Raw genomic sequence first — 24,749 nt, 5'->3', positions numbered from 1 at the left:
GGAGCGAAATCCCATGACGAGCAACGACCTCCGGGGGAAGTCGGTCGCGGTGGTCGGCGCGGGCACCATCGGCCTGTCCTGGGCCGCGCTGTTCGCCGCCCGCGGCATGCGGGTGCGGCTGACCGACCCGCGCGAGGACCTGGCGGCGGTGCTCGGCGAGGCCATGCCGTCGATCGCCGCGGGCATCCCGGGCGCTGCGGCCGCCGACCTGCTGACCCGCATCGAGGTGACGTCCTCGATGCCGGAGGCGGTGCGGGACGTCGACCTGGTGCAGGAGAACGGCCCGGAGCGGCTGGACTTCAAGCAGGAGCTGTTCGCCGAGATCGCCGAGCACGCCCCCTCCTGCGCGGTGCTGGCCTCGTCGAGCTCCGGCATCGTGGCCACCGACATCGCCGAGCAGCTGCCCGCCGAGGTGGCGGCGCGGGTGCTCATCGCGCACCCGTTCAACCCGCCGCACGTGGTGCCGCTGGTCGAGGTGGTGCCGGGCGAGCGCACCGGCGAGGACGTGGTGCGGGCGACGGTCGAGTTCTACCGCGAGCTCGGCAAGACCCCAGTGCGGTTGCACAAGGAGGTCCCCGGCTTCGCCGCGAACCGGTTGCAGGGCGCGATCATGCAGGAGGCCATCAGCCTGGTGCTGGACGGCGTCGTCTCGGCGTCCGAACTGGACACCGTGATGAAGGCGTCGCTCGGCGGCCGCTACGCCACGATCGGCCCGTTCGAAAGCTTCCACCTCGGCGGCGGTCCCGGCGGGATCCGGCACATGATGGGCCACCTCGGGCTGCGGATGGCCGAGCAGTGGAAGGGGCTGGGACGCCCCGAGCTGACGCCCGCCGCCGTCGAGGAGCTCGTCGGCCAGATCGAATCCGCCTACGGATCCGGCCCGCACGCCTACCTGGAGCGCTCCGAAACCCGCGACCGCAAGCACAACGCCATCAACGCCGCGCTGGCCGCGGAAGCGGACGGCGCGGAACAGAACTGACCGGCCGGGGCGCACGCCGCCCCGCCACTCGCAGAGAGAGGGCCACGATGCCCAAGAAGATCAGCACCGACCCGGACTTCTTCGGCTACGCCGAGCTGCTCAGCGACTCCGAGCGCGCCGAACTCGCCGAGATCCGCGATTACTTGCAGCGCGAGATCGCCCCGCTGGCCAACCCGGCCTGGGACAAGGCGGAATTCCCGTTCGAGGCCATCGAGAAGTTCGCCAAGCTCGGCCTCGCCGGTTACCAGTACCCCGAGCACGGCGACGGCAAGGAGCGCAGCTCCCTGTTCCCCGGTTTCCTCAGCATCGAGCTCAACCGCATCGACCCGTCGCTGGCCGTGTTCTCCGGTGTCCACACCGGACTCGCGATGGGCAGCATCCAGGGCGGCGGCGACCAAGAGCAGCGGGACCGCTGGATGCCGGACATGGTCGCCATGCGCAAGATCGGCGCGTTCGCGCTCACCGAACCCGAGGGCGGCTCCGACGTCGCGGGCGGCATGCGCACCACCGCGCGGCGCGAAGGCGACGAGTGGGTGCTCAACGGCGCCAAGCGCTGGATCGGCAACGGCACCTTCGCCGACCTCATCGTGGTGTGGGCCCGCGACGAGGCCGACGGCCAGGTGAAGGGCTTCGTCGTCGGCAAGGACACACCCGGCGTCACCGCCACCAAGATCGAAGGCAAGATCGCGCTGCGCACCGTGCAGAACGCCGACATCGTCTTCGCGGACGCGCGGGTGCCGGAGGCCGACCGGCTGCAGAACATCAACAGCTTCCGGGACACCGCGAAGGTCCTCGCCCGCACCCGCGGCGGCGTCGCCTGGCAGGCGCTCGGGCTGGCGATGCGCGCCTACGAGCTCGCCCGCGAGTACGCGGTGAGCCGCGAGCAGTTCGGCAAGCCCATCGGCGGGTTCCAGATGATCCAGGACCTGCTGGTGAAGATGCTCGGCAACATCACCGCCATGTTCGGCATGGTGGTCCGGCTCAACCAGCTCACCGAGCAGGGCCAGGCGGGCGCCGAGCAGGCCGCGCTGGCCAAGGCGTTCACCACCACCCGGATGCGCGAGGTCGTCGCCTGGGCGCGGGAGCTGTTCGGCGGCAACGGCATCGTCCTCGACTACGAGGTCGCGAAGTTCTTCGCCGACGCCGAAGCAGTCTACTCCTTCGAGGGCAGCCGGGAGATGAACACCCTCATCGTCGGCAAGTCCATCACCGGGCTCAGCGCCTTCGCGTGAGGTGGTGCGGCGCGGCGCCCGGGGCTGCGGCCCCGGGCGTTCGCGTGCGACTCGGGTCAGCCCGGGTAGTTGCGCACGGGTGTTCGTTTCTGGTCCTCGATCTCCACGATCTGGATCGCCCGGCCGCGCGGCTCACCGGTGTCCTCGTCGAAGTAGAAGGAATCACCCGCGCCGTCGATCTGGTAGTTCGGGCTGATGTGGCCGCCGATCCGCCCGCGCACCGAGTTCGGCGTCGGGACCGCCTGCTGATCGCCCTGGACGGCCTCCGCGATGCCCGCGGCCGCGACCTTCATCGCGTCGTACTCCATGATCGCCCAGCCGTTGGCGAGACGTGCCGGGTCGGCGAACCTCTCCCGGAACTCGCCGAACCGCTTCGCGGCCTGCGGGTTGAACCCAGGTGACCCGAGCGCATCCGGGTCGGCCAGCGCCGCGTAGACCACCCGGACGTCGGCGGGCACGTCCGCCGGGTCCAGACTCGCGGCGTCCGAACCGGTGATCACCGTGGTGTGGCGCGGGCAGTCCGCCGCCAGCTGCTTCAGGAACGGCAGCAGTTGCGAGGACCGCCCCCCGTACAGCACCGCGTCACCCTTGTTCGAGCACGCGCGCTTGGCCGCATCCTCCAACGAGAACGCGATCTCGCCCTCGCCGGCGTCCCCGGCGAACGTGATCGGGAACCGGTCCACCCCGTCCCTGAACGCGTCCTGCAGGGCGTTCGCCAGGCCGACCGTGTAGAAGTCGTCCCGGTTGAGATCCTTGACCAGCTGGTAGGACGACGTCCCCCGCTCGTCCGCGAGCTGGTCCGCCAGCGCTTCCGCCTCCCGCCGGTTGTTCGGGCTGACGAGGAAGAACCCGTCGATCCGACCGCTCGGCACGTCCTCCCCGGCGTCGAACCCCTCCACCACCCCGCGCGCGTTCAACCCGTTGGCGGTGAGCACCGCGCCCACCATCGGGATCTCGGCGTCCGCGAGCGAGTGCGCCCCCAGCAGGGTCTCCTTGGTGCTCACCCCGAGCCCGGTGACCGCGACCAGCGGGGACTCCGCCGCGGTGCGCCGCTTCAGCTGATCGACGACCGGCGCCCACCCCTGCTCGCCGGATCCCTCGTTGGCGACCACGACCTGCAGGGCAGGGCCCTTGGGGTCGTCGTTGACGTCCTGCTGCGCTTGGGCCGCGCCTTCGAGCAGGTCGCGCACCTGGTCTTCGGACGCGGCCCCGAAGGCTTGCTTCGGCACCGGCGTCAGGACCCCCACCGTCACCGTGGCGCGGTTCGGGTCGGCCGCGGCCTCCCGGTTCTGCCGGTCGATCCTGGTCATCACCAGGCTCAGCGCGTCGACGCCGAAGTTCGACGACGCCGACACGCCCATGCACTCCGCGGCGCCCGCCTCGTCCTCGGGGACGCCGGCCGCGCGCAGCTCGGCCGGGCCCACCCAGTCGCCCGAGCCGCAGTGCGCGTACGACACCGCTCGCCACCCGTTCTGGTAGACCGCCACCACCACGCCGCACACCAACGCGGCCGCCAGGAGCGCGGCCAGCCGGCGCCACCACCGCCGTCGGGTGGACTCCCGGTGCGACGGCGGCCGGGTGAAGCTCGTATCCAGCACCGCGTTCACAGCTCCTCCTGCACCCCGGTGTTCACCGGTACCTGTCCGCCTCGGCCCGCAGCACCGGGAGGCCGTCGCGCGCGTACGGCGCGACGTCGTCGAGGTCGACTGCGATCTCGCTGTTCAGCTCGTGCTTGCGGGCGCCGCCGAGCGGGTCGGCCGCCACCCACTTCGCGGCGACGAGCCGGGCCAGCGGGGCCACCGGCAGGTCGCGCGGCGTGACCCACCTGGTCAGGTCGCGGACGCGCTCGCCGGGGGCTTGCGCGCTCGTGCTCCGGCTGGGCGCCGAGCACACCGATCCCAGGAGGGCCAGCCAAGCCACGGCGTCCAGCTGGTCCAGCTGGTCCGCGAGCCGCCGCGTCACCTGCTCGACCTCGCCGAGAGCCAAGGCGAAGTGCAACTCCCCGGCCAGGTCCTGATCCTGCTCGCAGCGGCTGCGCAGCCAGCGGTGCACCGACTCCCAATCGGCGCGCTCGCCCGGGCCGCGGGCGGCGAGCCTGCGCAGCAGCAGCCTGCGCAGCACCGGGACCATCACCTGGTCCGCGTCGACGGAGCACGGCCACCACGCCGCTTCGAGCACCACCGGCCGCGGGTCCGCCGAGGCCAGCATCGGCCGGTACTCCGCCAGCAGCTGCCCCTCCGCGAAGTTCCGCGCCGCGGAGCAGGTGATCAGATCTTCCAGGCCGGTCAGCGGAACGCCGCGCAGGAACGCCTTCAGCGCGAGGGACTCCACCCGGTCCGCACCGGCCCCGGCAGGCAGCGGCCCCACGAGCAACCCGTGCAGGTCGGCCGGGTCCGCGCCCTGCTCCGCGATGGCGTCCAGCAGCATCCGGGTGGTGCGCGCGTGCCCGTGCGCGAAGCCGTGCAGCATCGCGACCGCGCGCCGGAAGTTGTCCAGCACCGGGCTCAGCGGCGCCGCCATGTCGGCGACCGCGTCCGCGCTGAGGTCGCCGAGCAGCACCGGGTACGAACCGTGCCTGCGGTGCTGCGCCGAGCGCGCGAGGTGGTCGGCGTAGCCCGCGCCGTCGATCGGTACCGGCCCGCCGCGCGCGAGCGGGTCGACGTGCGCGGTGGCCACCGCGGTCAGCGGATCCGGGTCCTCGGCCGCGGCCGTCCCGCGCCGCCGGCGCGCGGCTTCCAGTCCCCGCAGCAGTTCCGGTGCGGCGTCCGCATCGTCGAGCAGCACGGCGCAGTTCAGCATGCGGCGATCGGCCGTCCACCCGCTGCGGAACCCGTCCCGCAGGTCCGCCAGGAACGCGGCCCACAGCACTTCGCCCACTTCCTGCGCGACGTCCGGCCCGTCCGCGCGGGCCTTGCGGTTGAGGTCGACCAGCACGTCCACCGGATCGCGGTCCAAGCCCCGGTCCTGGTGCCCGTACCAGGCCCGTTCGTCGCCCCACTGCCACCGGGCGCGCCGCAGCGCGTTGATGCCGGTCAGCACCAGGTCCGGCAGGTTCCCGCCCACCGCGGCGGCCGTCCCGCCGGCGAGCGAGGCCAGGAATCCCGGCGGATCGCTGATCTTCGGGTAGGTGGCCAGCGACTCCTCGACCTGCCTGCGCGCCGCGGGCCGGCTGGTGGGGTCCAAGCGCGGCCCGAGCGCGAGGTGCCCCGCGATGAATCGGGGGAACTCCAGCATCCCGTAGCCCTTGCAGGGCCTGCTCAGCTGAGCGGCGAGGTCCGCCAGCACCCGCGGCACCGGTGCACCGTCGATCCGCGCGCAGTCCAGCCGGGCGCACGGCACGTTGCCGTCCATCCGGGCCGCGAGCTCGTCGAGCAGCGCCGTCTTCCCGGTACCGCTGGTACCGCAGAAGACGAGGACGGGAACCGGCCGGCTCACCGGGATGCCGCCGCGTTCCGGGCGCACCAGGAATTCCCGGACCAACCGCAGTTCCCGCTCGCGTCCGCACAACGATCCGCTCGCGTGCCGCACCATGAGATCCCCCGATCCGCGCTGCACGACTCCCCCGGTCAATTCCCCACCGCACCCGGAAGAGCGAGAAAAGGAGATTACAAAGATCCGGACCGAGCGGTCAACGCTCTTTTATCGGAAAGACGATACCGCCGGGCGGTGAAACCCGATCGGGCCAATGCGCAGTCACCCGGACCACCGGCGGAGCAGCGAGAACCCGCCCGCGCGCACAATTCGACCACCCCGAAGGGGAAAGATCTACAACGTCATCAAGATCGGAAATTGCCGCCGCCGAATGCGCGCACATTCACGACGGTCATATTCCACGAACACGAACGACGAGAACGACCCGCCGGACGAAAGCGCCGAAAGCGAGCGCAGCGACGCTCTCATCCCCGGTGTCCCTGGCCGGCGAACCAGTCGATATGACAGCCCCGTCGAACCGGCGTTCCGCGCCGCCGCGGAGCGCCACTTCCCCCTCGAACGACACGTCACGATGCCGAGCGCCCGCGCCGATCCCCGGTCGGAGCCGCCCTGTTCCACGACGAGCCCGCTGCGAACGCGCGCCGCCGGACACCACCGACGGCCAAGGGCTCGGCGACGGATCGCCGCTTGCCCTGACCCCGCCCGCTCCGGCGCGGGCGGCGGGTCCTACTTGATCCCCGCGGCGTCCATGCCGCGCAGCTCCTTCTTCAGGTCGTGGATCTCGTCCCGCAGCCGCGCGGCCAACTCGAACTGCAGCTCCCGCGCCGCGTTCATCATCTGGTCGTTGAGCTGCTGCACCAGGTCCGCCAGCTCCGCCCGCGGCATCGAGCTCGTGTCGCGGCCCTCCAGCACCCCGGACGAGGCCACCGCCTCACCGCTGGGCTTCTTGCCGCGCGAGGAGTTGCGGCCGGAACCGCCGACCGCCACCGACTCCTCGGTGTCCTCCGACTCGGTGTAGACGCGGTCCAGGATGTCGGCGATCTTCTTGCGCAGCGGCTGCGGATCGATGCCGCGCTCGGTGTTGTAGGCGATCTGCTTGGCGCGGCGCCGGTTCGTCTCGTCGATGGCGTGCTGCATCGAATCGGTGATCTTGTCCGCGTACATGTGCACCTGGCCGGAGACGTTGCGCGCCGCGCGCCCGATCGTCTGCACCAGGCTCGTCCCGGAGCGCAGGAAGCCCTCCTTGTCGGCGTCCAGGATCGCCACCAGCGACACCTCCGGCAGGTCCAGGCCCTCCCGCAGCAGGTTGATGCCGACCAGCACGTCGAACTCGCCGAGCCGCAGCTGCCGCAGCAGCTCCACCCGCCGCAGCGTGTCCACCTCCGAGTGCAGGTAGCGCACCCGCACGCCGAGCTCCAGGAAGTAGTCGGTGAGGTCCTCGGCCATCTTCTTCGTCAGCGTCGTGACCAGCACCCGCTCGTCGCGCTCGGCGCGGTCCCGGATCTCGCCGACCAGGTCGTCGATCTGGCCCTCGGTCGGCTTCACCACCACCTCCGGGTCGACCAGTCCGGTCGGGCGGATCACCTGCTCGACGAACTCGCCACCGGCCCGCCCCATCTCGTACGGGCCGGGCGTCGCCGACAGGTACACCGTCTGCCCGATGCGGTCGGCGAACTCCTCCCAGGTCAACGGCCGGTTGTCCATCGCGCTGGGCAGCCGGAAGCCGTGCTCGACCAGGGTGCGCTTGCGGGACATGTCGCCCTCGTACATGCCGCCGACCTGCGGCACCGTCTGGTGCGACTCGTCGATGACCAGCAGGAAGTCGTCCGGGAAGTAGTCCAGCAGCGTCGCGGGCGCCGTGCCCGCCTCGCGGCCGTCGATGTGCCGCGAGTAGTTCTCGATGCCGGAGCAGAAGCCGACCTGGCGCATCATCTCGACGTCGTACTGGGTGCGCATCCGCAGCCGCTGGGCTTCGAGCAGCTTGTTCTGCTTCTCCAGCTTCGCCAGCTGCTCCTCCAACTCGCCCTCGATGCCGCGGATCGCCTTCTCCATCCGCTCCGGCCCCGCCACGTAGTGGGTCGCCGGGAAGATCCGCACCTCGTCGACCTCGCGGACGATCTCGCCGGTCAGCGGGTGCAGGTAGTAGAGCCGTTCGATCTCGTCGCCGAACAGCTCGACGCGCACCGCCAGCTCCTCGTACGCCGGGATCACCTCGACCGTGTCGCCACGCACCCGGAACGTGCCGCGCGCGAACGCGATGTCGTTGCGGGTGTACTGCACGTCCACCAGCGCGCGCAGCAGCATGTCCCGGTCGATCTCCCCGCCGACCTCCAGCGGGATCGACCGGTCCAGGTACGACTGCGGCGTGCCCAGGCCGTAGATGCACGACACCGAGGACACGACCACGCAGTCCCGCCTGCTCAGCAGGTTCGAGGTCGCCGAGTGCCGCAGCCGCTCCACGTCCTCGTTGATCGACGAGTCCTTCTCGATGTAGGTGTCGGTCTGCGGGACGTACGCCTCCGGCTGGTAGTAGTCGTAGTAGCTGACGAAGTACTCGACGGCGTTGTCCGGGAAGAACTCCCGCATCTCGTTCGCCATCTGCGCCGCGAGCGTCTTGTTCGGCTCCAGCACCAGCGTGGGCCGCTGCAACCGCTCGATGAGCCACGCCGTGGTCGCCGACTTGCCGGTACCCGTCGCGCCCAGCAGCACCACGTTCGCCTCGCTGGCCTTGATCCGCCGTTCCAGGTCGTCGATCGCCGCCGGCTGGTCGCCGGACGGGTCGTAGTCGCTGACCATGCGGAAGCGGCCACCGGTGCGCGGGATGTCGCTGACCGGCCGGAAGGTGGTGTCGGCCGGGGTCGGGTACTCAGTCGCGAAAGCCACGTCCCCGAGGGTACGAGCCCCCACCGACACCGTGCCGCCGGCCGAGGCGCGCACCACCTCCCGCCCCGGATTTCAACCCTGCCGCCACACCCCGGACCCGACCTACAGTGGCGGGGTGACCACGCAACGCGAGATCGCAGAGCGCCTCGGACTGCCCGTGCACCCGCCGAAGGTCGAACTGTTCGACGTCGAAGCGGGGACCAACACCGATCCCAAGAGCATCGTCCGGGACGTAGACGAATACCGGCTCGAACCGTTCGGCCTCTACCTCCGCCGCGGAATGCCCGCCCACCCGAAACTGCGGGCGCTGCAATCCTGGTTGCTGCCCGAGCACGACCTCCGCATCACCCGCTGGGAACACCACCCGGGCCGCGCGGACGGCTGGGACTACTACGTGGACGTCGCCCGCATCGAACCCGGACCGCGGTGGTGGCGCTCCGAGGACCACTACCTCGACCTGCTCGTCGCCGACGGCCGCGAAGCGCAGTTGATCGACGTCGACGAGTTCCTGCTGGCCGTGCGGTCGGAACTGCTCGACGAGCGGACCGCGGAACGAGCCATGCGCGCCGCCTGCACCGCGTTGGAAGGGCTCGCCAGGCACGGGAACCGGCTGGACGACTGGATGCGGGAACTCGGCATCGAGCTGTCCTGGTCCGGGCAATCCACCCACGATCCCGTGGCCCGGCCATCGCTCGTACCGCCGAATCGGTGATGGCCCGCGCACGGGCCGAATCGATATCCGACGAGGACGGGAAAGTTATGTTAAAGAACGGTGCTGACGATCGCGGGCCTCGAAAACGGCGCTACTGTCTGAAGTCGTGGGCGCCGTAATCACTCCTCAGCTGGTGGACACCATCGATCTGTTCGCTGCGCAGCGTTCGCATTCTTCGGGCGCCGTCGTGCCCTTGGATCGATGCCAGGTCGAGCACTGGGGGCTCTCCCTCGAATGCGCGACGCCCGAGGATCCCGCGCACGAAGGCGAGGTCACCTGGCTGATGCCGGACCTCGGCCTGCGGCTCACCCGCCGCCGGTCCCGGCGCAGGCACTCCCGGCGGGAACCGAGCATGCTCACCGTCGTCCACGTCGAACGCGACACCCGATCGTGGACGGTGACCGATCTGCTGCTCGGCCTGCAGGTCCCGGACCACGGCTCCGCGCGCATCGTGCAGGCCGAGGAGTTCGCCACCGCCATCTCCGCCGGCATGATTCGGCTCAGCGAAGCCGACTACGCGCTGCGCACCGTGCACCGGACCTTCGAGGAGATCAGCAGGCACCGGGACATCAACCAGTGGCTCGCCCACCGAGGCATCTTCGAACTCTGGTGAGTTGCTTTTCGTGGTCTTCTTGCTATCGGGGTGGGTGGCGGAACCTCAGCGGTTCCCTCGCTGCGGGATCGTTTTCACCGGTGGCTCCGCCACAGGAGAAAACGCTGTCCTCGCGAGGGAACCGCTGAGAACCCGCTGGTGGTTCCGTTGCGTGCTGGGTCGCCGCTCAGCGGCTACGCCGCTGACAGGAGGAAGATCTGGTTTCAGTCCTGGGGTGGGGTCCAGTTGGTTCGGTCCGCCCATTCCTGGGCTTTCGGAAGTGCTGCGGGGAACCACGGTTCCTTGGCCGCCGCGTAGGCCTCGGGGGTGTCGTGGCGGGCCGCGAGCTCGCGCTTCACGGCCAGGTAGTCCGCGCGCGCCTCCGGCTCCGCCCGCAACCAGTCCCGCAGCAGCAGCGCCACCCGCCAACCCGGCCCGCCGTGCACCCGCACGTGCAAGTTCACCGGACGTCCCGGGTCCGCCGAGTTGTGGTAGCGCTTGAGCCAGTGCTCCGGCTCCGGGTCGAAGGGGTGCGGGTTGTCCCGCTGGATCCCGTCGTCGGCCGGGAAACCGGCGTCGGCCAGCGCCTCCGCGATCGCATCGGCCTCGGCCAGCGACCGCACCGACAGCTGCAGGTCGATGACGTCCTTCGCCGGGAACCCGGGCACCGAGGTCGAACCGACGTGGTCGATCCGCAGCCCGGCCGCACCCGCCGCGCGCAGCACCCGGGCGCCGAGCCGGCGCGCGGTGCGCGGCCACTCCGGGTCGGGTTCGGCGAGCACCGGCGGCTTCCGCGGCGGCCGCTGCCGTTCGCGCACCCCGCGCTCGTAGGGCACCAACCGGTCGAACCACAGCCGGTCCACCTCGGCGATCAGGTCCTCGACCGGGCCCGTGTTGTCCAGCCACACATCGGCGGCCTCCCGGCGCTGCTCGTCGGTGGCCTGCGCGCGGATCCGCGCTCGCGCGTCCGCCGCGTCGAGGCCGCGCCCGGTCAGCCGCCGCACCCGCTCCTCCTCCGGAGCGTCCACGATGATCACCAGGTGGTAGTTCGCCGCGTAGTCGTTCTCCACCAGCAGCGGGACGTCGTGCACCACGACCGCGTCCGCCGGGGCCTGCGCCATGCGCTGCGCGGTGAGCTCGCCGATCTTCGGGTGGGTGATGGCGTTGAGGTCGGCGCGGGCCTGCTCGTCGGCGAACGCGACGCGGGCCAGCGCGGGGCGGTCCAGCGCGCCGTCCGCGGTGCGGATCTGCGGCCCGAACCGCTCGACCAGTTCCGCCAGCCCCGGGCTGCCCGGTTCGACGACCTCGCGGGCCAGCCGGTCCGCGTCGATCAGCACCGCGCCCAGCTCCACGAGCCGCGCCGCCACCGTCGACTTGCCCGACCCGATCCCGCCGCTGAGGCCCACGCGCAACATGCGCTTCATCCTGCCAGCCCCCGGACGTGCGACGGCCCCGCACCTGCGAACAGGTGCGGGGCCGTCGTGCCCATCCGTTCCGGATCAGACGGAGACCGTCAGATCACGCACCGCCGGAGAGCTTCTCCCGCAGCGCGGCCAGCTGGGCGTCGCTGGCCAGGGAGCCCGCGTCGTCCTGCTGCTCGGACGAGCCGGAGGACGAGTAGTTCCCGCCGCCCTGCTCGGAACCCGCACCGGAAGCACCCGCGGCAGCGGCCTCGGCGTCGGCCTCGGCGGCCTTCGCGACCTGCTTCATGTGCTGCTCGTAGCGGGACAGCGCGTCGGCGTACTGGCGCTCCCACTCCTCGCGCTGGGTCTCGTAGCCTTCCTGCCACTCCTGGGTCTCCGGGTCGAAGCCCTCCGGGTAGATGTAGTCGCCGTTGTTGTCGTACTCGGCGGCCATCCCGTACTGGGTGGGGTCGAACTCGGAGTCCGGCGTGAAGCCCTCGTTGGCCTGCTTCAGCGACAGCGAGATCCGGCGACGCTCGAGGTCGATGTCGATGACCTTGATCATCACGTCGTCGCCGACCTGGACGACCTGCTCCGGGATCTCCACGTGGCGCTCGGCCAGCTCGGAGATGTGCACCAGGCCCTCGATGCCCTCGTCGACCCGGACGAACGCACCGAACGGCACCAGCTTGGTGACCTTGCCCGGCACGATCTGGCCGATCGCGTGGGTGCGGGCGAACTGGCGCCACGGGTCTTCCTGCGTCGCCTTCAGCGACAGCGAGACGCGCTCGCGGTCCATCTCGACGTTGAGGACCTCGACCGTGACCTCCTGGCCGACCTCGACGACCTCGCTCGGGTGGTCGATGTGCTTCCAGGACAGCTCGGAGACGTGCACCAGGCCGTCGACGCCACCGAGGTCCACGAACGCACCGAAGTTGACGATCGAGGAGACGACGCCCTTGCGGACCTGGCCGTTCTGCAGCTGGTTGAGGAACTCGCTGCGGACCTCGGACTGGGTCTGCTCCAGCCAGGCGCGGCGGGACAGGACCACGTTGTTGCGGTTCTTGTCCAGCTCGATGATCTTCGCCTCGAGCTCGCGGCCGACGTAGGGCTGCAGGTCGCGGACGCGGCGCATCTCGACCAGCGACGCGGGCAGGAAGCCGCGCAGGCCGATGTCGAGGATGAGGCCGCCCTTGACGACCTCGATGACGGTGCCCTTGACGGGCTCGTCCTTGTCCTTGAGCTCCTCGATGGTGCCCCAGGCGCGCTCGTACTGGGCGCGCTTCTTGGACAGGATCAGCCGGCCTTCCTTGTCCTCCTTCTGGAGGACCAGGGCCTCGACGAAGTCGCCGACGGTGACGACCTCAGCCGGGTCGACATCGTGCTTGATGGACAGCTCCCGGGACGGGATGACGCCCTCGGTCTTGTAACCGATGTCAAGCAGCACCTCGTCGCGGTCGACCTTGACGATGGTGCCCTCAACGATGTCGCCGTCGTTGAAGTACTTGATGGTTAGGTCGACGGCGGCGAGGAAGTCCTCCTCCGTCCCGACGTCGTTGACCGCGACCTGCGGCTTGGTGGCGGCGGTGGTCGGAACGGTGGTGGTGTCGGTGGACATCAGGTGGGTTGCTCCGGTACGGATAGTTTGTCGGTTGCCTGCGGTTGTCCCCCGCCTCGGCGGTGGCGGACCGGGCTGGCAGACCTACCAGCACGCATCCGCGCACGACCCGCTGGGGGTTGCACCTTGGATCTTAGCCCCCGGGACCGACACCTCTGCGGGCGGAACCGGCGGAACAGGTCCGTCCGCTCTCGGCCCGGCGGTGTTCGACTCCCGGATCGGGTTCGAGCGGTCACCCGCTGCTTCCCCGGCCGGTGCGGCCCGCCACGTCCTCGGACCCGGCGGAACCGCTCCACAGTCGAACGCCGGACCCCCCGTCGTTAATCCCGATCGGGGCACGCAACCTGCCGGGAAGCTCGGCTCCGGCAGCGGCGGTCGGCGGAGCCGACCGGCGGAGCCGGTCCCGGGCGTCTTTCCCCAGCCTGAATGCACGGACGCGTTAAGACCCACGGCGCGGGCGGTATCGTACGCGTTCGCGCGATCGCGGAGCAAACCACTTGTCGGCGAAACACCGAACCACAGGACTTCTCATGCCGCACGACGATTCGGCCACCCCCGAAATTTCACTCGATCCGGCGACGGAAGACCAGCCGGACGGCGGTTCCGCGCACGCCTCCGCGGAGCTGGCGCTGGGCACCGCGGGTGTGAGCAAGCGCACTGCCGACGCGGCCGAGTCCCGGCGGGCGAGCCGGCTGTGGTGGGACGCGGACGCCGACGACTACCAGGCCGAGCACGGCGAGTTCCTGGGCACCAGCGACTTCGTGTGGTGCCCCGAGCGGGTCCGGGAGGCCGACGCCCGGCTGCTCGGCGACGTCGCGGGCGAGCGGGTGCTGGAGGTCGGGGCGGGTTCCGCCCCCTGCTCGCGCTGGCTGGCCGCGCAGGGCGCGCACCCGGTGGCGCTGGACATCTCCGCCGGGATGCTGCGGCACGCGCGGCGCGGCGCCGCCGACAGCGGCATCGAGGTGCCCCTCGTCCAGGCCAGCGCCGACGCGCTGCCCTTCGCCGCGGACAGCTTCGACCTGGCCTGCTCGGCGTTCGGCGGCGTGCCGTTCGTCGCCGACGTCGGCGCGGTCTTCCGCGAGGTCGCGCGCGTGGTGCGCCCGGGCGGGCGCTGGGTGTTCGCGGTGACGCACCCGATGCGCTGGATCTTCCCGGACGATCCGGGGCCGGGCGGGCTCACCGTCGCGCAGTCCTACTTCGACCGGACGCCCTACGTGGAGATCGACGGGGACGGGCGCGCCACGTACGTGGAGCACCACCGGACGCTCGGCGACTACGTGCGGGAGCTGAACGCGGCGGGCCTGCGGCTGCTCGACGTCGTGGAGCCGGAGTGGCCCGCCGGCGCCACGCACACCTGGGGGCAGTGGAGCAGCCTGCGCGGGAAGCTCTTCCCCGGTACGTCGATCTTCTGCTGCGAACTGGCCTGATCTCCGCGGGCGACACGCCCCCGTCGCGCCGTTCGGGCGCGGTGATCGTCGCGGGCTGCCAGAATCCTGGTCGCCCGGCGGCTAGGCGAAGGGGTGGCGGCGCACATGGGTGACGCGCAGGACCTGCTCGACCGGCAGTGCGCGCGGTTCGCCGCGCTGGACCACCGGCTACCGGGGCGGTACCTGCTGCCGAAGGGCGATCCGCTGCTGGCGCGGCTGCCGGACGGGACGGCGGTCGCCGGGCTGGTCGCGCACACCCGGAACCCGCCGGGGTCGGCGCAGAGCCTGTGGCAGGCCACCGATTCGTTCGAGCTGTTCCCGCTGCTCGGCGGGCACCCGGGCGCGGGGATGGCCGCCCTCCTGGCGGAGTGGCGGAGCCGCTTGGCCGCGCACGGGGCCCCGGCCGAGGACTCGTCGTGCGTGGTGACCTGGCCGAGCCGGGACGCGGAGGCGTCGCGCGCGCTGCTGGACCACGGCTTCGTCCCGCTGTCCTGCCTGGCGATCCGACCGCCCGCCCCGCCTGCCGCACTAGATACGAAACTGTCTGGTACCGTAAAGGTGCGCCGCGCCGAACCGGCCGACCTGGACGCCGTGGTCGAGCTCGCTCTCGCCGAGCACGCCTACGCCGCCCTCGTCGGCGCATCGGTGCACCGCCCCCGGACGGCCGAGCTCAAGCGCAACGCAGCGCGCCTGCGGCTCGCCGCCGGAAGCGGACCCGGAGGCGACCCGGTGTGGCTGGCCGAACAGGACGGCGCACCGGTCGCACTCGCCGAATGCGGCTGGATCGACCCCGACCGCCACTCCGGCGGCCACCGGCTCAGATCCGGCCGGTGGGCCTACGTGAACTGCGTGTCGGTGCACGAACGGGCCCGCGGCGGCGGCGTGGGACAGCAGTTGATGGCCGAAGCGCACGCGGAGTTCGCCCGCGCCGGGGTCGTCGGCAGCTTCCTGCACTACAACCCGCCCAACCCGCTGTCGTCGGTGTTCTGGCCCCGCCAGGGCTACCGGCCGCTGTGGACGATGTGGGAGGTGCGCCCGGCAACGGCGCTGCGCTGACCCCCACCGCTGTGAAGGAGTCGAGACGACGCGTGGAGATCGTCGCTGACGCAGTCGAGGTCACCGGGGCGCACAGCACGCTGCTCGCCCCCACCTCGCTGCACGTGAACAGCGGAGACCTGCTGGTGGTCACCGGAGAACCCCACTCCGGCCACACCGCCCTGGCCCTCGCCCTGTCCGGCCGGCTCAAGCCGAGCCGCGGCCGCGTCCTCGTCGACGGTGCCGACGACCCGAGGGCGCTGCGCCGCCGGGTCGCGATCGTCGACGGACCGGAGATCACCGAGCCCGAACCGAGCGTGCCCGTGAGCACCGCCGTCGCCGAAGGCCTCAGCATCGCGGGCCGCCGCTCCGGCCGGTCCGCCGTCCGGACCTGGCTCGCCGCCCACGACCTCACCGAGCACGCGGGCACCCGGGTGGAGAACCTGCCCGCCGCCGAGCGGACCCGGCTGCTCGTCGACCTGGCGTGCGCGGCGAAGACCACCGACGCGCTGGTCCTCGACACGCCCGACCGGCACGGCGGCGACCCCCGCTCCTGGTACGAGCTGGCGAAGCGGGAGGCCCGCAGGCAGCGCGCGGTCGTCGTGCTCTGCTCCCCGCACACCGCCGACCGGCTCGCCGTCCCCCATGCCCGAGTGGGCGCGGACAACCGCGCCGAAGAAGGTGCCCGATGACCACGTTCCGCCTCGCCCTGACCGAACTGCGCAGGCTCACCTCCGGCAAGCTGCCGCGGCTCGCGCTGGTCGCCATCACGCTGGTTCCGCTGCTGTACGGGGCGATGTACCTGTACGCGAACTGGGACCCGTACAACCGGCTCGGCGACGTGCCCGCGGCCGTCGTCATCGACGACGCGGGCGCCACCCGGGAGGACGGCAGCAGGCTCGACGCCGGGGACAAGGTCTACGACGAGCTGGAGGACTCCGGCTCCTTCGACTGGCAGCGCACCGGCGCCGAGGACGCCGAGCAGGGCGTCGCCCAGGGCCGCTACACGTTCGCGCTCGTCGTGCCGCGCGACTTCTCCGCGGCGCTGATGTCGCCCGGCGACTTCGAACCCCGGCAGGCGCAGCTGCGGCTGGTCACCAACGACACCAACAACTACTTGATCTCCACGATCGCCGACAAGGTCGCAGGCGAGGTGCGCAAGGCCGTCGCCGCCGACGCGGGCACCGAAGCCGCCGACCAGCTGCTGCTCGGCTACGGCACGGTGCACGACAAGACGCTGGAGGCCGCCGACGGCGCGGGGAAGCTCGCCGACGGCGCCGGGCGGCTGCAGGACGGGCTCGGCACCGCGGAGGAAGGCACCGGGCAGCTGTCCTCCGGCGCGCACCAGCTGCTCGACGGGCAGCGGCAGCTGCTGGACGGCTCCGGCAGGCTCGCCGACGGGACCGGGCGGCTCGCTGACGGCGCCCAGCAGCTGCGCGGCGGACTCCAGCAGCTGCAGGAGCGCACCGCACCGCTGCCCGAGCAGTCCGCGAAGCTCGCCGACGGCGCCGAGCAGGTCGCCCAGGGCAACGAGAAGCTCGCCGACACCGCGGGCAGGCTCGGCGACGTCTCGCAGGGCTTCGTCGACGACCTGGAGCAGACCAAGAGCCGCATCGCCGAGCAGCTGCGCGCCACCGGCGCCGACGAGCAGACCGTGCAGCGCGTGCTCGCCCACCTCGACGAGCTGAACCAGCCCATCACCGACGCCAACGACAAGGTGCAGGCCCAGATCGGGCAGATCGACCAGCTCGCCGACGGATCGCGGCAGGTCGCCGACGGGAACCGGAAGCTCGCCGACTCCACGCCCGCGCTGACCGGTGCCATCGGCCAGCTCAACGACGGCGCGGGCACCCTCGTCGGCGGCGTCGGCGAACTCGACTCCGGCGCCCGGCAGCTGCACCAGGGCGAGCAGCAGGCCGTCACCGGCACCGAGCAGCTCACCGACGGCGCCGACCGGCTCGCCGACGGCTCGCACCAGCTCGCCGACGGTTCCGGGCAGCTCGTCGACGGATCGCACACCCTGGCCGACGAGCTCGGCAAGGGCGCGCAGGACATCCCCGACCTGGACGACGCCACCAGGGAGGACACCGCGCGCACCATCGGCGATCCGGTGGCGGTGAACAACGACGCGCAGGTCAAGGCCGCCACCTACGGCGCGGGGCTCGCCCCGTTCTTCATGGGGCTCGCGCTGTGGATCGGCGGGTTCGTGCTGTTCCTGATCATGCGGCCGCTGTCCCAGCGCGCGCTGGCCTCCGGGGTGGCGCCGTGGAAGATCGCGGTCGGCGGGTGGCTGCCCGCCGGGATCGTGGGCATCGCGCAGGCCGTGCTGCTGTACCTGGTCGTGGTGTTCGGCGTCGGGGTGAGCCCGGCGCACCCGTGGCTGACGCTCGGGTTCCTGGTGCTGACCTCGTTCGCGTTCACCGCCGTGGTGCACGCCCTGAACGCGGCGTTCGGGCCGAAGGGCAAGTTCATCGCGCTGATCGTGCTGGTGCTGCAGCTGGTCACCGCGGGCGGCACGTTCCCGTGGCAGACGATCCCGGCGCCGCTGCACCCGCTGCACCAGGTGCTGCCGCTGAGCTACGTGGTCACCGCGCTGCGGCACCTGCTCTACGGCGGGCCGGGCCTGGAGGCCGCGGGCACGTCCGCGCTGGTGCTGATCGCCTACCTGGTGGCGGGGCTGCTGCTGAGCACGATCGCCGCCTGGCGGCAGCGGGTGTGGACGCCCGGCCGGCTGAAGCCGGAGCTGTCGTTGTGACCCGAGGGTGAGCGGAGGGGCCGTCGAGCAGTGCGCTCGACGGCCCCTCCTCGTTCCGGGTGCTCACTCCGCGCCGGAAGCGGCCTCGGCTTCTTCGTCGTACCGGGCGATCTCGATCAGGTTGCCGTCGGGGTCGCGCAGGTACAGCGAGGTGATCGGGCCGGATGTTCCGGTGCGCCCGACCGGGCCCTCCTCGATGCGCACGTCGTTGGCCCGCAGGTGCTCCTGCACTTCGCTGATGGGCTGCTCGGTGACGAAGCAGAGGTTGGCCGAGCCGGGCACCGGGTGCGTCGCGGTGGGCTCGACCAGCTCGCTGGCGGCGTGCAGCTTGATGGTCTGCTGACCGAAGCTCACCGCACGCCGGTCACCGGGGAAGGTCACCGTGCGCATCCCGAGGATGCGCTCGTAGAACTCTGCCGCCCGATCGACATCGGCCACGGTGAGCACCAAGTGGTCCACTCTGTCGATGTTGATCATTTTCCTCCTCCGGGAACTCCGCCCCGGGTCCGCCGTGCGCGCCGCGCGCCGGCTCGTCGGCATCCGCTGTTCCGCGAAGTAGGCAGGCTATCCCGGCTGTCACCCGAAAGGTCCAACAGGGGCCCGCCTCGTTCACGTTCCGGCCATCTCAGTGACTGAGACGCCCGCGGCGCCGGAGAATGATCGTTTCGTGACCGAGCCGCAATCTCCGCAGCTCGGAGACCATGCCACCGGCATATGCCAACGGTGAGGGCGTCGCCCGCCGCGCGACGGCCGACGCCTCCCGCCGTGCATTCAGTGTGCGGCCGAGTCCCAGGAACGGCCCGCGCCCACCGACACTTCCAGCGGTACCTCCAGCGGGTAGGCCGAGCCCATCTGCTCCCGCACGATCCGCTCCACCTCGGCGCGTTCCCCGTCGACCAGTTCGATGATCAGTTCGTCGTGCACCTGCAGCAGCATCCGCGACCGCAGCCCCGCCTCGGCGAGGGAGCGGTGCACGCCCAGCATCGCCACCTTGATGATGTCGGCGGCGCTGCCCTGGATGGGCGCGTTCAACGCCATCCGCTCCGCCATCTCGCGGCGCTGCCGGTTGTCGCTGAGCAGGTCCGGCAGGTAGCGGCGGCGGCCGAGGATCGTCGAGGTGTAGCCGTCCTCCCGCGCCTGCGACACCACCTCGTGCAGGTAGTCCCGCACCCGGCCGAAGCGGGCGAAGTAGGCGTCCATCTGCGCCTTCGCCTCTTCCGCGGAGATCCGCAGCTGCTGGGCCAGCCCGAACGCGGACAGCCCGTACGCCAGCCCGTAGGACATGGCCTTCACCCGGCGCCGCAGCTCCTGGTCCACCTCGCCGATCGGCACCCCGAACGCCTGCGAGGCCACGAAGTTGTGCAGGTCCTCACCGGAGCGGAACGCCTCGATGAGCCCTTCGTCGCCGGACAGGTGCGCCATGATGCGCATCTCGATCTGGCTGTAGTCGGCGGTCAGCAGCTCCGAGTACCCGGAGCCGACCACGAACACCTCGCGGATCCGGCGCCCCTCCTCGGTGCGGATCGGGATGTTCTGCAGGTTCGGGTCCGTCGAGGACAACCGGCCGGTGGCGGCGATGGTCTGGTTCAGCGTGGTGTGGATGCGCCCGTCGTCGGCGACGGACTTCACCAGGCCCTCCACCGTGGTCTTGAGCCGGGTCGCGTCGCGGTGCTCCAGCAGGTGCTGCAGGAACGGGTGCTGCGTCTTCTCGAACAGGCCCTGCAGCGCGTCGGCGTCGGTGGTGTAGCCGGTCTTGGTGCGCTTCGTCTTCGGCATGCCCAGCTCGTCGAACAGCACCACCTGCAACTGCTTCGGCGACCCGAGGTTGATCTCCTTGCCGATGACGTCGTAGGCCTCCTGCGCTGCCTGCTTGACCCGGCCCGCGAAGTGCGCGCCGAGCTCGTCGAGCAGGTCGGCGTCCACGGCGATGCCCGCGGCCTCCAGCTCGTCGATGACGGCCAGCAGCGGCAGCTCCAGGTCGGTGAGCAGGCCGCGGCTGTCGATGCGCCCCAGCTCGGCGTCCAGCGCGTCCGCGAGCTCACCGACCGCGCGGGCCTTCACGAGCTCGGCGTTGGCGGCGTCGGCCTTGTCCTGCTCCTCGTCGGCGAGCAGCGACAGCTGGCCGTCGCCGCCCTCGTCCTCGGCGCGCAGCTCCCGCTGCAGGTAGCGCACCACCAGGTCCGGCAGGTCGAAGGACCGCTGGCCGGGGCGCACCAGGTAGGCGGCGAGCGCGGTGTCGCTGGTCAGCCCGGCGAGCGTCCAGCCGCGGCCGCGCAGCGCGTGCAGCGGGCCCTTCACGTCGTGCGCGGCCTTCGGCAGCGCCGGGTCGGCCAGCCACTCCCCCAGCGCCTTGTCGTCGTCCGCGTTGAGCTCGGTCACGTCCACGAAGGCCCCGGCGCCGTCGGCGTCGGCCAACGCGATGCCGGCCAGGTCACCGGCGCCGGTCGTCCAGGTGCCGCTGAACGCGAGCCCGACGCGGCGGCCGTCCCGGGCGTGCCGGTCGAGCCACCCGGCGAGCTCACCGGTGTCCAGCGCGCCGCCGGAGACCTCGAAACCGTCCTCCACCTCGGGTTCGGCGGCGGACAGCGTGCTGAACAGCCGCTCCCGCAGCACCCGGAACTCCAGGTCGTCGAACAGCTTGTGCACCGCGTCCCGGTCCCACTGGGCCAGCACCAGGTCGTCCGGGGTGACCCCGAGCGGCACGTCGTGCTCCAGCTGGGTCAGCTCCCGGTTCAGCTGCACGGACGCGAGGTTGGTCCGCAGCGCCTCGCCCGCCTTGCCCTTCACCTCGTCGGCGCGGTCGATGAGCCCCGCCAGCGAACCGAACTGCTGGATCCACTTCGTGACGGTCTTCTCGCCGACGCCCGGGATCTTCGGCAGGTTGTCCGACGGGTCGCCGCGCAGCGCCGCGAAGTCCGGGTACTGCTCGGGCGAGAGGCCGTACTTGTCCTCGACGGCCTGCGGCGTGAACCGGGTGAGCTCGGAAACGCCCTTCGTCGGGTACAGCACCGTGACCCGGTCGGTCACCAGCTGGAGCGCGTCGCGGTCGCCGGTGCAGATGGCCACCGAGAAGCCTTCGCCGGTGGCCTGGGTGGTGAGGGTGGCGATGACGTCGTCGGCCTCGTAGTTGTCCTTGCTCAGCACCGGCACCGACAGCGCGCCCAGCACGTCCTGGATCAGGCTGACCTGGCCCTTGAACTCGTCGGGACTGGCGCTGCGGTTCGCCTTGTAGTCGGCGAACTTCTCGCTGCGGAAGGTCTTGCGGGACACGTCGAACGCGACCGCGAAGTGGGTCGGCTGCTCGTCGCGCAGCAGGTTGATCAGCATCGAGGTGAAGCCGTAGACCGCATTCGTGTGCTGGCCCGTGCCGGTCTGGAAGTTCTCCTTCGGCAGGGCGTAGAACGCTCGGTAGGCCATGGAATGGCCGTCGATCAACAGCAGACGTCGGTCTTCGGAAGCCATCACGTCGCGGGAGTCTAGGCTGAGCCACCGACAGCGCGTGCGGCGAGGCACGAGGAGGGGTGGACCGTGACGGCGACCGAGAACGAGCAGCCCGCGAACGACTCGATGGCGCTGGTGCTGAACCCGGAACCGGGCCAGTTGCAGCACCGGATGGGCATCGAATACCTCGAATACTCACCCGAACGTGTAGTCGCGACGATGCCGGTCGAGGGCAACAAGCAGCCCTACGGACTGCTGCACGGGGGCGCGAACGCGGTGCTGGCCGAATCGGTCGGTTCCATCGCCTCGGCGCTGCACGCGGGAGAAGGCCGGATCGCGGTGGGGCTGGAGCTGTCCTGCACGCACCACCGCTCGGCCACGGAAGGCGTCGTCACCGGTGTCGCCACCCCGTTGCACCGGGGCCGCAGCACGGCGACCTACGAGATCGTCATCACCGATGAGCAGGGCAGGCGCACCTGCACGGCACGCCTGACCTGCGTCATCCGCGATCAGCCCGCGGGCTGAGTCACTCCAGGTTCTCGAGCACCGCCTGGGCCACGGCCTTCATCGTGGTCCGGCGGTCCATCGCGGTCCGCTGCAACCAGCGGAACGACTCGGGTTCGGAGAGGTTGTGCTTGCTCATCAGCAGGCCCTTGGCGCGCTCGATCGTTTTGCGCGCCTCGAGGCGCTCGCTGAGGTCGGCGACCTCGGCCTCCAGCGCCTGCACCTCGGTGAAGCGGGACACCGCCAGCTCGACCGCGGGCACCAGGTCGCGCTTCGCGAACGGCTTGACCAGGTAGGCCATCGCCCCCGCGTCGCGCGCCCGCTCCACCAGGTCGCGCTGGCTGAACGCGGTCAAGATCACCACGGGCGCGATGCGCTCGCCCGCGATGTTCGACGCCGCTTCGATGCCGTCCATCTTCGGCATCTTGATGTCCAGGATCACCAGATCGGGCCGCAGCTCCTCGGCCAGCCGCACGGCCTCTTGCCCGTCCCCGGCCTCACCGACGACCTGGTACCCCTCTTCTTTGAGCATCTCCACCAGGTCGAGCCTGATCAGCGCCTCGTCCTCTGCCACGAGCACGCGACGTTCGACGGGCTTGGCCTCGCTTGGGTCCTCGGCAGCCGGCGTGGTCACCGGGTCCTCCTGGGGTAGTTCTGACACGGTCCAGTGCGGTGCCGCACCGGGAAAAACCAGCTTACCGGCCGGGCCCTCCAGCTGAGATGACCAGGGAGGGTGACCATCCCGACACCCGTTTCCGGCAGGTCACATCGGCGCGACGCCCACATGGCGGGCGGGCTGCCGGCCAGGCGAACCGAACGGCACCCCTGAGGCGTCGGCACCAGCGGACAGGGCAGTTGAAGACGCCCGCCCGGACCGCCCCGCCGCCGCGCAGTGATCACCGGTCCGGTAAACTTCGGCCCGCTCGGCCCCCGTAGCCCAATCGGCAGAGGCGGCGGACTCAAAATCCGTACAGTGTCAGTTCGACTCTGACCGGGGGCACCAAGCCTGACCAGGCCCGCAAGGCCTTTCACCAGGTGTTTTGCGCGAGAGGCCATGCGGGCCTGATGTGCGGTTGTCCCCGGCTGCTACGGCTGTCTGCGTCTAGCTACGGACGATTCACGGACACGGCCGCCCCTGCTGCATACCGAAGCTCAGGGCTTCCTCGATGCGGCGCCGGGCACTGTCCTCCTGCCCGGCGAGCACCTTCGCGTAGACCTGGTGTAGTACGGCGACCGAATGCCCAGCCCACTCGGCCACCTGAGTCGACGGCACCCCGCTGCCGAGCCACGTCGACACGCACGCGTGCCGCAAGTCGTACGGGCGACGAGCCAGCACTGAGGCGTACTCCTCGGCGGTGAACACCTTCTGCCGTGCTTTGTCCCACACCCTGGCCGCGGTCGACTCAGCGAGGTCGCCGCCCGTCAAGCTGCGGAACAGCCGTCCGTCTGCGGTCGTGCCGAACCGCGCCAGGTGTTCGTGCAGCAGCTCGGTCAGTTCAGGCGGGCACGGAACCGGCCGCACCTCTCCGGCCCCACGCTGCTTGAGGTGGCGCCGGTCGCGCCGCTGCCCGGAGTCCGTCCACGCCCCGCCCGCGGTCGGCGCAGTCTGCGATACCAGCAGCTCGCCCCAACCACTGCCCGGGAGGCGCAGATCTGACTTGCGCAGCATCGCGGCTTCTTCCGGGCGCAGCGCCGAGTAGTACATGACCCCGAAGAACGCCACCAACCCCGGTCCAGCCGACCGGCGCGGCTGCCCGTCGACTCGCTGTTCTCCTACCTTCGCCAGCAGCTGCCGCGCCTGACGCGGGTTGATCACGACGCGCTTGTCGATCGCTTTCACCTCCTTCGGCGGTGTCCACTTGATCCGCGGAAGCACGTTGTTCTGCAACACCCCGAGCTCGACGGCGTACTCAAGCGCGTTGTGGAAGACCGCACGCTTGCGCGCGAACGTCTTGGCACCGGCGGGTTTCCCGTCCATGCGCCGGGCCAGTTGCTCCAGCACGCGCCGCATCAGCGCCGGGTCGTCCAACTTCGACATCGCGACGGTGTTGGCCTCCAACCAGCGCAATGCCCGAGCGATCTCCACCGGCTTCGCGTCGTCGCGTTGCTTGGTGTTGAACAGCCATCGCGTCAACGTCCGGCGCAACACCTGGTCGTCTGGCTTGCCGCGGTCGCTCGTCAGTAGCACCGGGGTCACCGTCGCCAAGGTGTCCGCGATGCCCGCCCTCGACTTCGCCGCCGCGCGGGTCCACTTGAGATCGACATACTGCTGCGAGAATTCGAACCAGCTCATCTGGTTCGCAGACTTCCGGGCCATCGACACCGGAAGCCCCGGTGCGTCGACGAGGAACGCCTCTCCTCTGCTCGCCGCGGTCACGAGCTGGGCGTGGAAGCTGCTCGCGAGCGTCTTCCCTTTGAACGATTCGTGGTGTTCGTGTGTGCCGACACGCCATCGGACCCGGTAGCTCGTGATCTTGCCCTGAGCGTTCTTGCGGGCGGTGATTCGCCAGATGTGGACGCTGTAGCTGGTCTCGGTCATGCGGCGTCGGCCTCCAGGGTGTTGAGCCAGGTGTCGAAGTCGGTGCGCTTGATGCGCAGGGAGCCATTGGGAAGCCGGATGCATTTCGGGCTTCGTCCTTTGGCGCGCCAGTCGTCGAAGGTCGATCGGGAGATGGCCATCTCGGTGCAGAACTCGGGGACGGTCATCCAGGTGCCGCTTCGTCGAGTGGGCATGGT

The 24,749-nt window shown here is 70.9% G+C and carries 19 protein-coding genes and 1 tRNA gene; 10 read left to right on the top strand and 10 right to left on the bottom strand.

The window, feature by feature from the left end; genetic code table 11:
• Nucleotides 1–13: 13 nt before the first annotated feature.
• Both H1226_RS08685 and H1226_RS08680 read left to right on the top strand, forming a co-directional pair.
• Nucleotides 14–979, top strand: coding sequence for a 3-hydroxyacyl-CoA dehydrogenase NAD-binding domain-containing protein (locus tag H1226_RS08685; RefSeq protein WP_258348316.1), 966 nt, complete (start codon nucleotides 14–16; stop codon nucleotides 977–979).
• 47 nt (nucleotides 980–1,026) lie between these two features.
• Nucleotides 1,027–2,211 (top strand): acyl-CoA dehydrogenase family protein, encoded by a 1,185-nt coding sequence (locus H1226_RS08680; protein WP_258348315.1) that lies wholly within the window; start codon nucleotides 1,027–1,029, stop codon nucleotides 2,209–2,211.
• A gap of 56 nt (nucleotides 2,212–2,267) precedes the next feature.
• Here H1226_RS08680 and H1226_RS08675 read toward each other — a convergent pair whose 3' ends face one another.
• The 3 genes from H1226_RS08675 to uvrB all read right to left on the bottom strand — a co-directional run bounded on the left by H1226_RS08675 (nucleotide 2,268) and on the right by uvrB (nucleotide 8,526).
• Nucleotides 2,268–3,809 (bottom strand): type 1 periplasmic-binding domain-containing protein, encoded by a 1,542-nt coding sequence (locus H1226_RS08675; protein WP_258348312.1) that lies wholly within the window; start codon nucleotides 3,807–3,809, stop codon nucleotides 2,268–2,270.
• A gap of 31 nt (nucleotides 3,810–3,840) precedes the next feature.
• Nucleotides 3,841–5,781, bottom strand: coding sequence for a hypothetical protein (locus tag H1226_RS08670; RefSeq protein ID WP_258348311.1), 1,941 nt, complete (start codon nucleotides 5,779–5,781; stop codon nucleotides 3,841–3,843).
• A 588-nt stretch (nucleotides 5,782–6,369) separates the two neighbouring features.
• On the bottom strand, nucleotides 6,370–8,526 hold the full coding sequence (uvrB, locus tag H1226_RS08665) for an excinuclease ABC subunit UvrB (RefSeq protein ID WP_258348310.1): 2,157 nt from the start codon (nucleotides 8,524–8,526) through the stop codon (nucleotides 6,370–6,372).
• A 115-nt stretch (nucleotides 8,527–8,641) separates the two neighbouring features.
• On the opposite strand from uvrB, the gene H1226_RS08660 reads away from it, so the two are divergent.
• Nucleotides 8,642–9,238, top strand: coding sequence for a DUF402 domain-containing protein (locus tag H1226_RS08660; RefSeq protein WP_258348309.1), 597 nt, complete (start codon nucleotides 8,642–8,644; stop codon nucleotides 9,236–9,238).
• Between the two features lie 187 nt (nucleotides 9,239–9,425).
• Nucleotides 9,426–9,851, top strand: coding sequence for a hypothetical protein (locus H1226_RS08655; RefSeq protein WP_258348308.1), 426 nt, complete (start codon nucleotides 9,426–9,428; stop codon nucleotides 9,849–9,851).
• Between the two features lie 203 nt (nucleotides 9,852–10,054).
• On the opposite strand, the gene coaE is transcribed toward H1226_RS08655, so the two are convergent.
• The gene (gene coaE / locus H1226_RS08650) at nucleotides 10,055–11,245 is read right to left on the bottom strand and encodes a dephospho-CoA kinase (RefSeq protein WP_258348306.1); all 1,191 of its coding nucleotides are present in this window, start codon (nucleotides 11,243–11,245) and stop codon (nucleotides 10,055–10,057) included.
• 103 nt (nucleotides 11,246–11,348) lie between these two features.
• Nucleotides 11,349–12,851, bottom strand: coding sequence for a 30S ribosomal protein S1 (gene rpsA, locus H1226_RS08645; protein ID WP_258348304.1), 1,503 nt, complete (start codon nucleotides 12,849–12,851; stop codon nucleotides 11,349–11,351).
• 530 nt (nucleotides 12,852–13,381) lie between these two features.
• Between rpsA and H1226_RS08640 the strand changes: the two genes are divergently transcribed.
• From H1226_RS08640 to H1226_RS08625, 4 genes are all read left to right on the top strand, one after another.
• Nucleotides 13,382–14,278, top strand: coding sequence for a class I SAM-dependent methyltransferase (locus tag H1226_RS08640; RefSeq protein WP_258348301.1), 897 nt, complete (start codon nucleotides 13,382–13,384; stop codon nucleotides 14,276–14,278).
• A gap of 105 nt (nucleotides 14,279–14,383) precedes the next feature.
• The gene (locus H1226_RS08635) at nucleotides 14,384–15,334 is read left to right on the top strand and encodes a GNAT family N-acetyltransferase (protein ID WP_258348298.1); all 951 of its coding nucleotides are present in this window, start codon (nucleotides 14,384–14,386) and stop codon (nucleotides 15,332–15,334) included.
• A gap of 32 nt (nucleotides 15,335–15,366) precedes the next feature.
• Nucleotides 15,367–16,005 (top strand): ATP-binding cassette domain-containing protein, encoded by a 639-nt coding sequence (locus H1226_RS08630; protein ID WP_258348296.1) that lies wholly within the window; start codon nucleotides 15,367–15,369, stop codon nucleotides 16,003–16,005.
• Nucleotides 16,002–18,068, top strand: coding sequence for a YhgE/Pip domain-containing protein (locus tag H1226_RS08625; RefSeq protein ID WP_258348294.1), 2,067 nt, complete (start codon nucleotides 16,002–16,004; stop codon nucleotides 18,066–18,068). The genes H1226_RS08630 and H1226_RS08625 overlap by 4 nt, the downstream gene beginning before the upstream one ends.
• A gap of 63 nt (nucleotides 18,069–18,131) precedes the next feature.
• Here H1226_RS08625 and H1226_RS08620 read toward each other — a convergent pair whose 3' ends face one another.
• Both H1226_RS08620 and polA read right to left on the bottom strand, forming a co-directional pair.
• Nucleotides 18,132–18,545 (bottom strand): VOC family protein, encoded by a 414-nt coding sequence (locus tag H1226_RS08620; protein ID WP_224962931.1) that lies wholly within the window; start codon nucleotides 18,543–18,545, stop codon nucleotides 18,132–18,134.
• Nucleotides 18,546–18,839: 294 nt separating this feature from the next.
• Nucleotides 18,840–21,530: a DNA polymerase I gene (gene polA / locus H1226_RS08615; RefSeq protein ID WP_258348290.1), complete on the bottom strand. Its 2,691-nt coding sequence runs from the start codon at nucleotides 21,528–21,530 to the stop codon at nucleotides 18,840–18,842.
• A gap of 105 nt (nucleotides 21,531–21,635) precedes the next feature.
• On the opposite strand from polA, the gene H1226_RS08610 reads away from it, so the two are divergent.
• Nucleotides 21,636–22,034: a PaaI family thioesterase gene (locus H1226_RS08610; protein WP_258349374.1), complete on the top strand. Its 399-nt coding sequence runs from the start codon at nucleotides 21,636–21,638 to the stop codon at nucleotides 22,032–22,034.
• Between the two features lies 1 nt (nucleotide 22,035).
• On the opposite strand, the gene H1226_RS08605 is transcribed toward H1226_RS08610, so the two are convergent.
• Nucleotides 22,036–22,647, bottom strand: coding sequence for an ANTAR domain-containing response regulator (locus H1226_RS08605; protein WP_224962936.1), 612 nt, complete (start codon nucleotides 22,645–22,647; stop codon nucleotides 22,036–22,038).
• A 292-nt stretch (nucleotides 22,648–22,939) separates the two neighbouring features.
• Between H1226_RS08605 and H1226_RS08600 the strand changes: the two genes are divergently transcribed.
• A tRNA-Leu gene (locus H1226_RS08600) sits at nucleotides 22,940–23,016 on the top strand.
• A 114-nt stretch (nucleotides 23,017–23,130) separates the two neighbouring features.
• Here H1226_RS08600 and H1226_RS08595 read toward each other — a convergent pair.
• Both H1226_RS08595 and H1226_RS08590 read right to left on the bottom strand, forming a co-directional pair.
• Nucleotides 23,131–24,552 (bottom strand): tyrosine-type recombinase/integrase, encoded by a 1,422-nt coding sequence (locus tag H1226_RS08595; protein ID WP_258348287.1) that lies wholly within the window; start codon nucleotides 24,550–24,552, stop codon nucleotides 23,131–23,133.
• Entirely contained in the window at nucleotides 24,549–24,746 is a 198-nt protein-coding gene (locus H1226_RS08590) for a helix-turn-helix transcriptional regulator (protein WP_258348285.1), read from the bottom strand. The genes H1226_RS08595 and H1226_RS08590 overlap by 4 nt, the downstream gene beginning before the upstream one ends.
• Between the last annotated feature and the right edge of the window lie 3 nt (nucleotides 24,747–24,749).

The sequence above is a fragment of the Saccharopolyspora gregorii genome, from assembly GCF_024734405.1.
Classification (GTDB): domain Bacteria; phylum Actinomycetota; class Actinomycetes; order Mycobacteriales; family Pseudonocardiaceae; genus Saccharopolyspora_C; species Saccharopolyspora_C gregorii.
The sequence above is the reverse complement of the archived record's forward strand: the minus strand, read 5'-3'. Positions and strand labels throughout refer to the sequence as shown.

Excerpts from the sequence above, each read along its gene's own strand:
- H1226_RS08685 (WP_258348316.1), top strand. The coding sequence starts at position 14 with ATGACGAGCAACGACCTCCGGGGGAAGTCGGTCGCGGTGGTCGGCGCG.
- H1226_RS08680 (WP_258348315.1), top strand. The coding sequence starts at position 1,027 with ATGCCCAAGAAGATCAGCACCGACCCGGACTTCTTCGGCTACGCCGAG.
- coaE (WP_258348306.1), bottom strand. The coding sequence starts at position 11,245 with ATGTTGCGCGTGGGCCTCAGCGGCGGGATCGGGTCGGGCAAGTCGACG.
- rpsA (WP_258348304.1), bottom strand. The coding sequence starts at position 12,851 with ATGTCCACCGACACCACCACCGTTCCGACCACCGCCGCCACCAAGCCG.
- H1226_RS08640 (WP_258348301.1), top strand. The coding sequence starts at position 13,382 with ATGCCGCACGACGATTCGGCCACCCCCGAAATTTCACTCGATCCGGCG.
- H1226_RS08635 (WP_258348298.1), top strand. The coding sequence starts at position 14,384 with ATGGGTGACGCGCAGGACCTGCTCGACCGGCAGTGCGCGCGGTTCGCC.
- H1226_RS08625 (WP_258348294.1), top strand. The coding sequence starts at position 16,002 with ATGACCACGTTCCGCCTCGCCCTGACCGAACTGCGCAGGCTCACCTCC.
- H1226_RS08620 (WP_224962931.1), bottom strand. The coding sequence starts at position 18,545 with ATGATCAACATCGACAGAGTGGACCACTTGGTGCTCACCGTGGCCGAT.
- polA (WP_258348290.1), bottom strand. The coding sequence starts at position 21,530 with ATGGCTTCCGAAGACCGACGTCTGCTGTTGATCGACGGCCATTCCATG.
- H1226_RS08610 (WP_258349374.1), top strand. The coding sequence starts at position 21,636 with ATGGCGCTGGTGCTGAACCCGGAACCGGGCCAGTTGCAGCACCGGATG.
- H1226_RS08595 (WP_258348287.1), bottom strand. The coding sequence starts at position 24,552 with ATGACCGAGACCAGCTACAGCGTCCACATCTGGCGAATCACCGCCCGC.
- H1226_RS08590 (WP_258348285.1), bottom strand. The coding sequence starts at position 24,746 with ATGCCCACTCGACGAAGCGGCACCTGGATGACCGTCCCCGAGTTCTGC.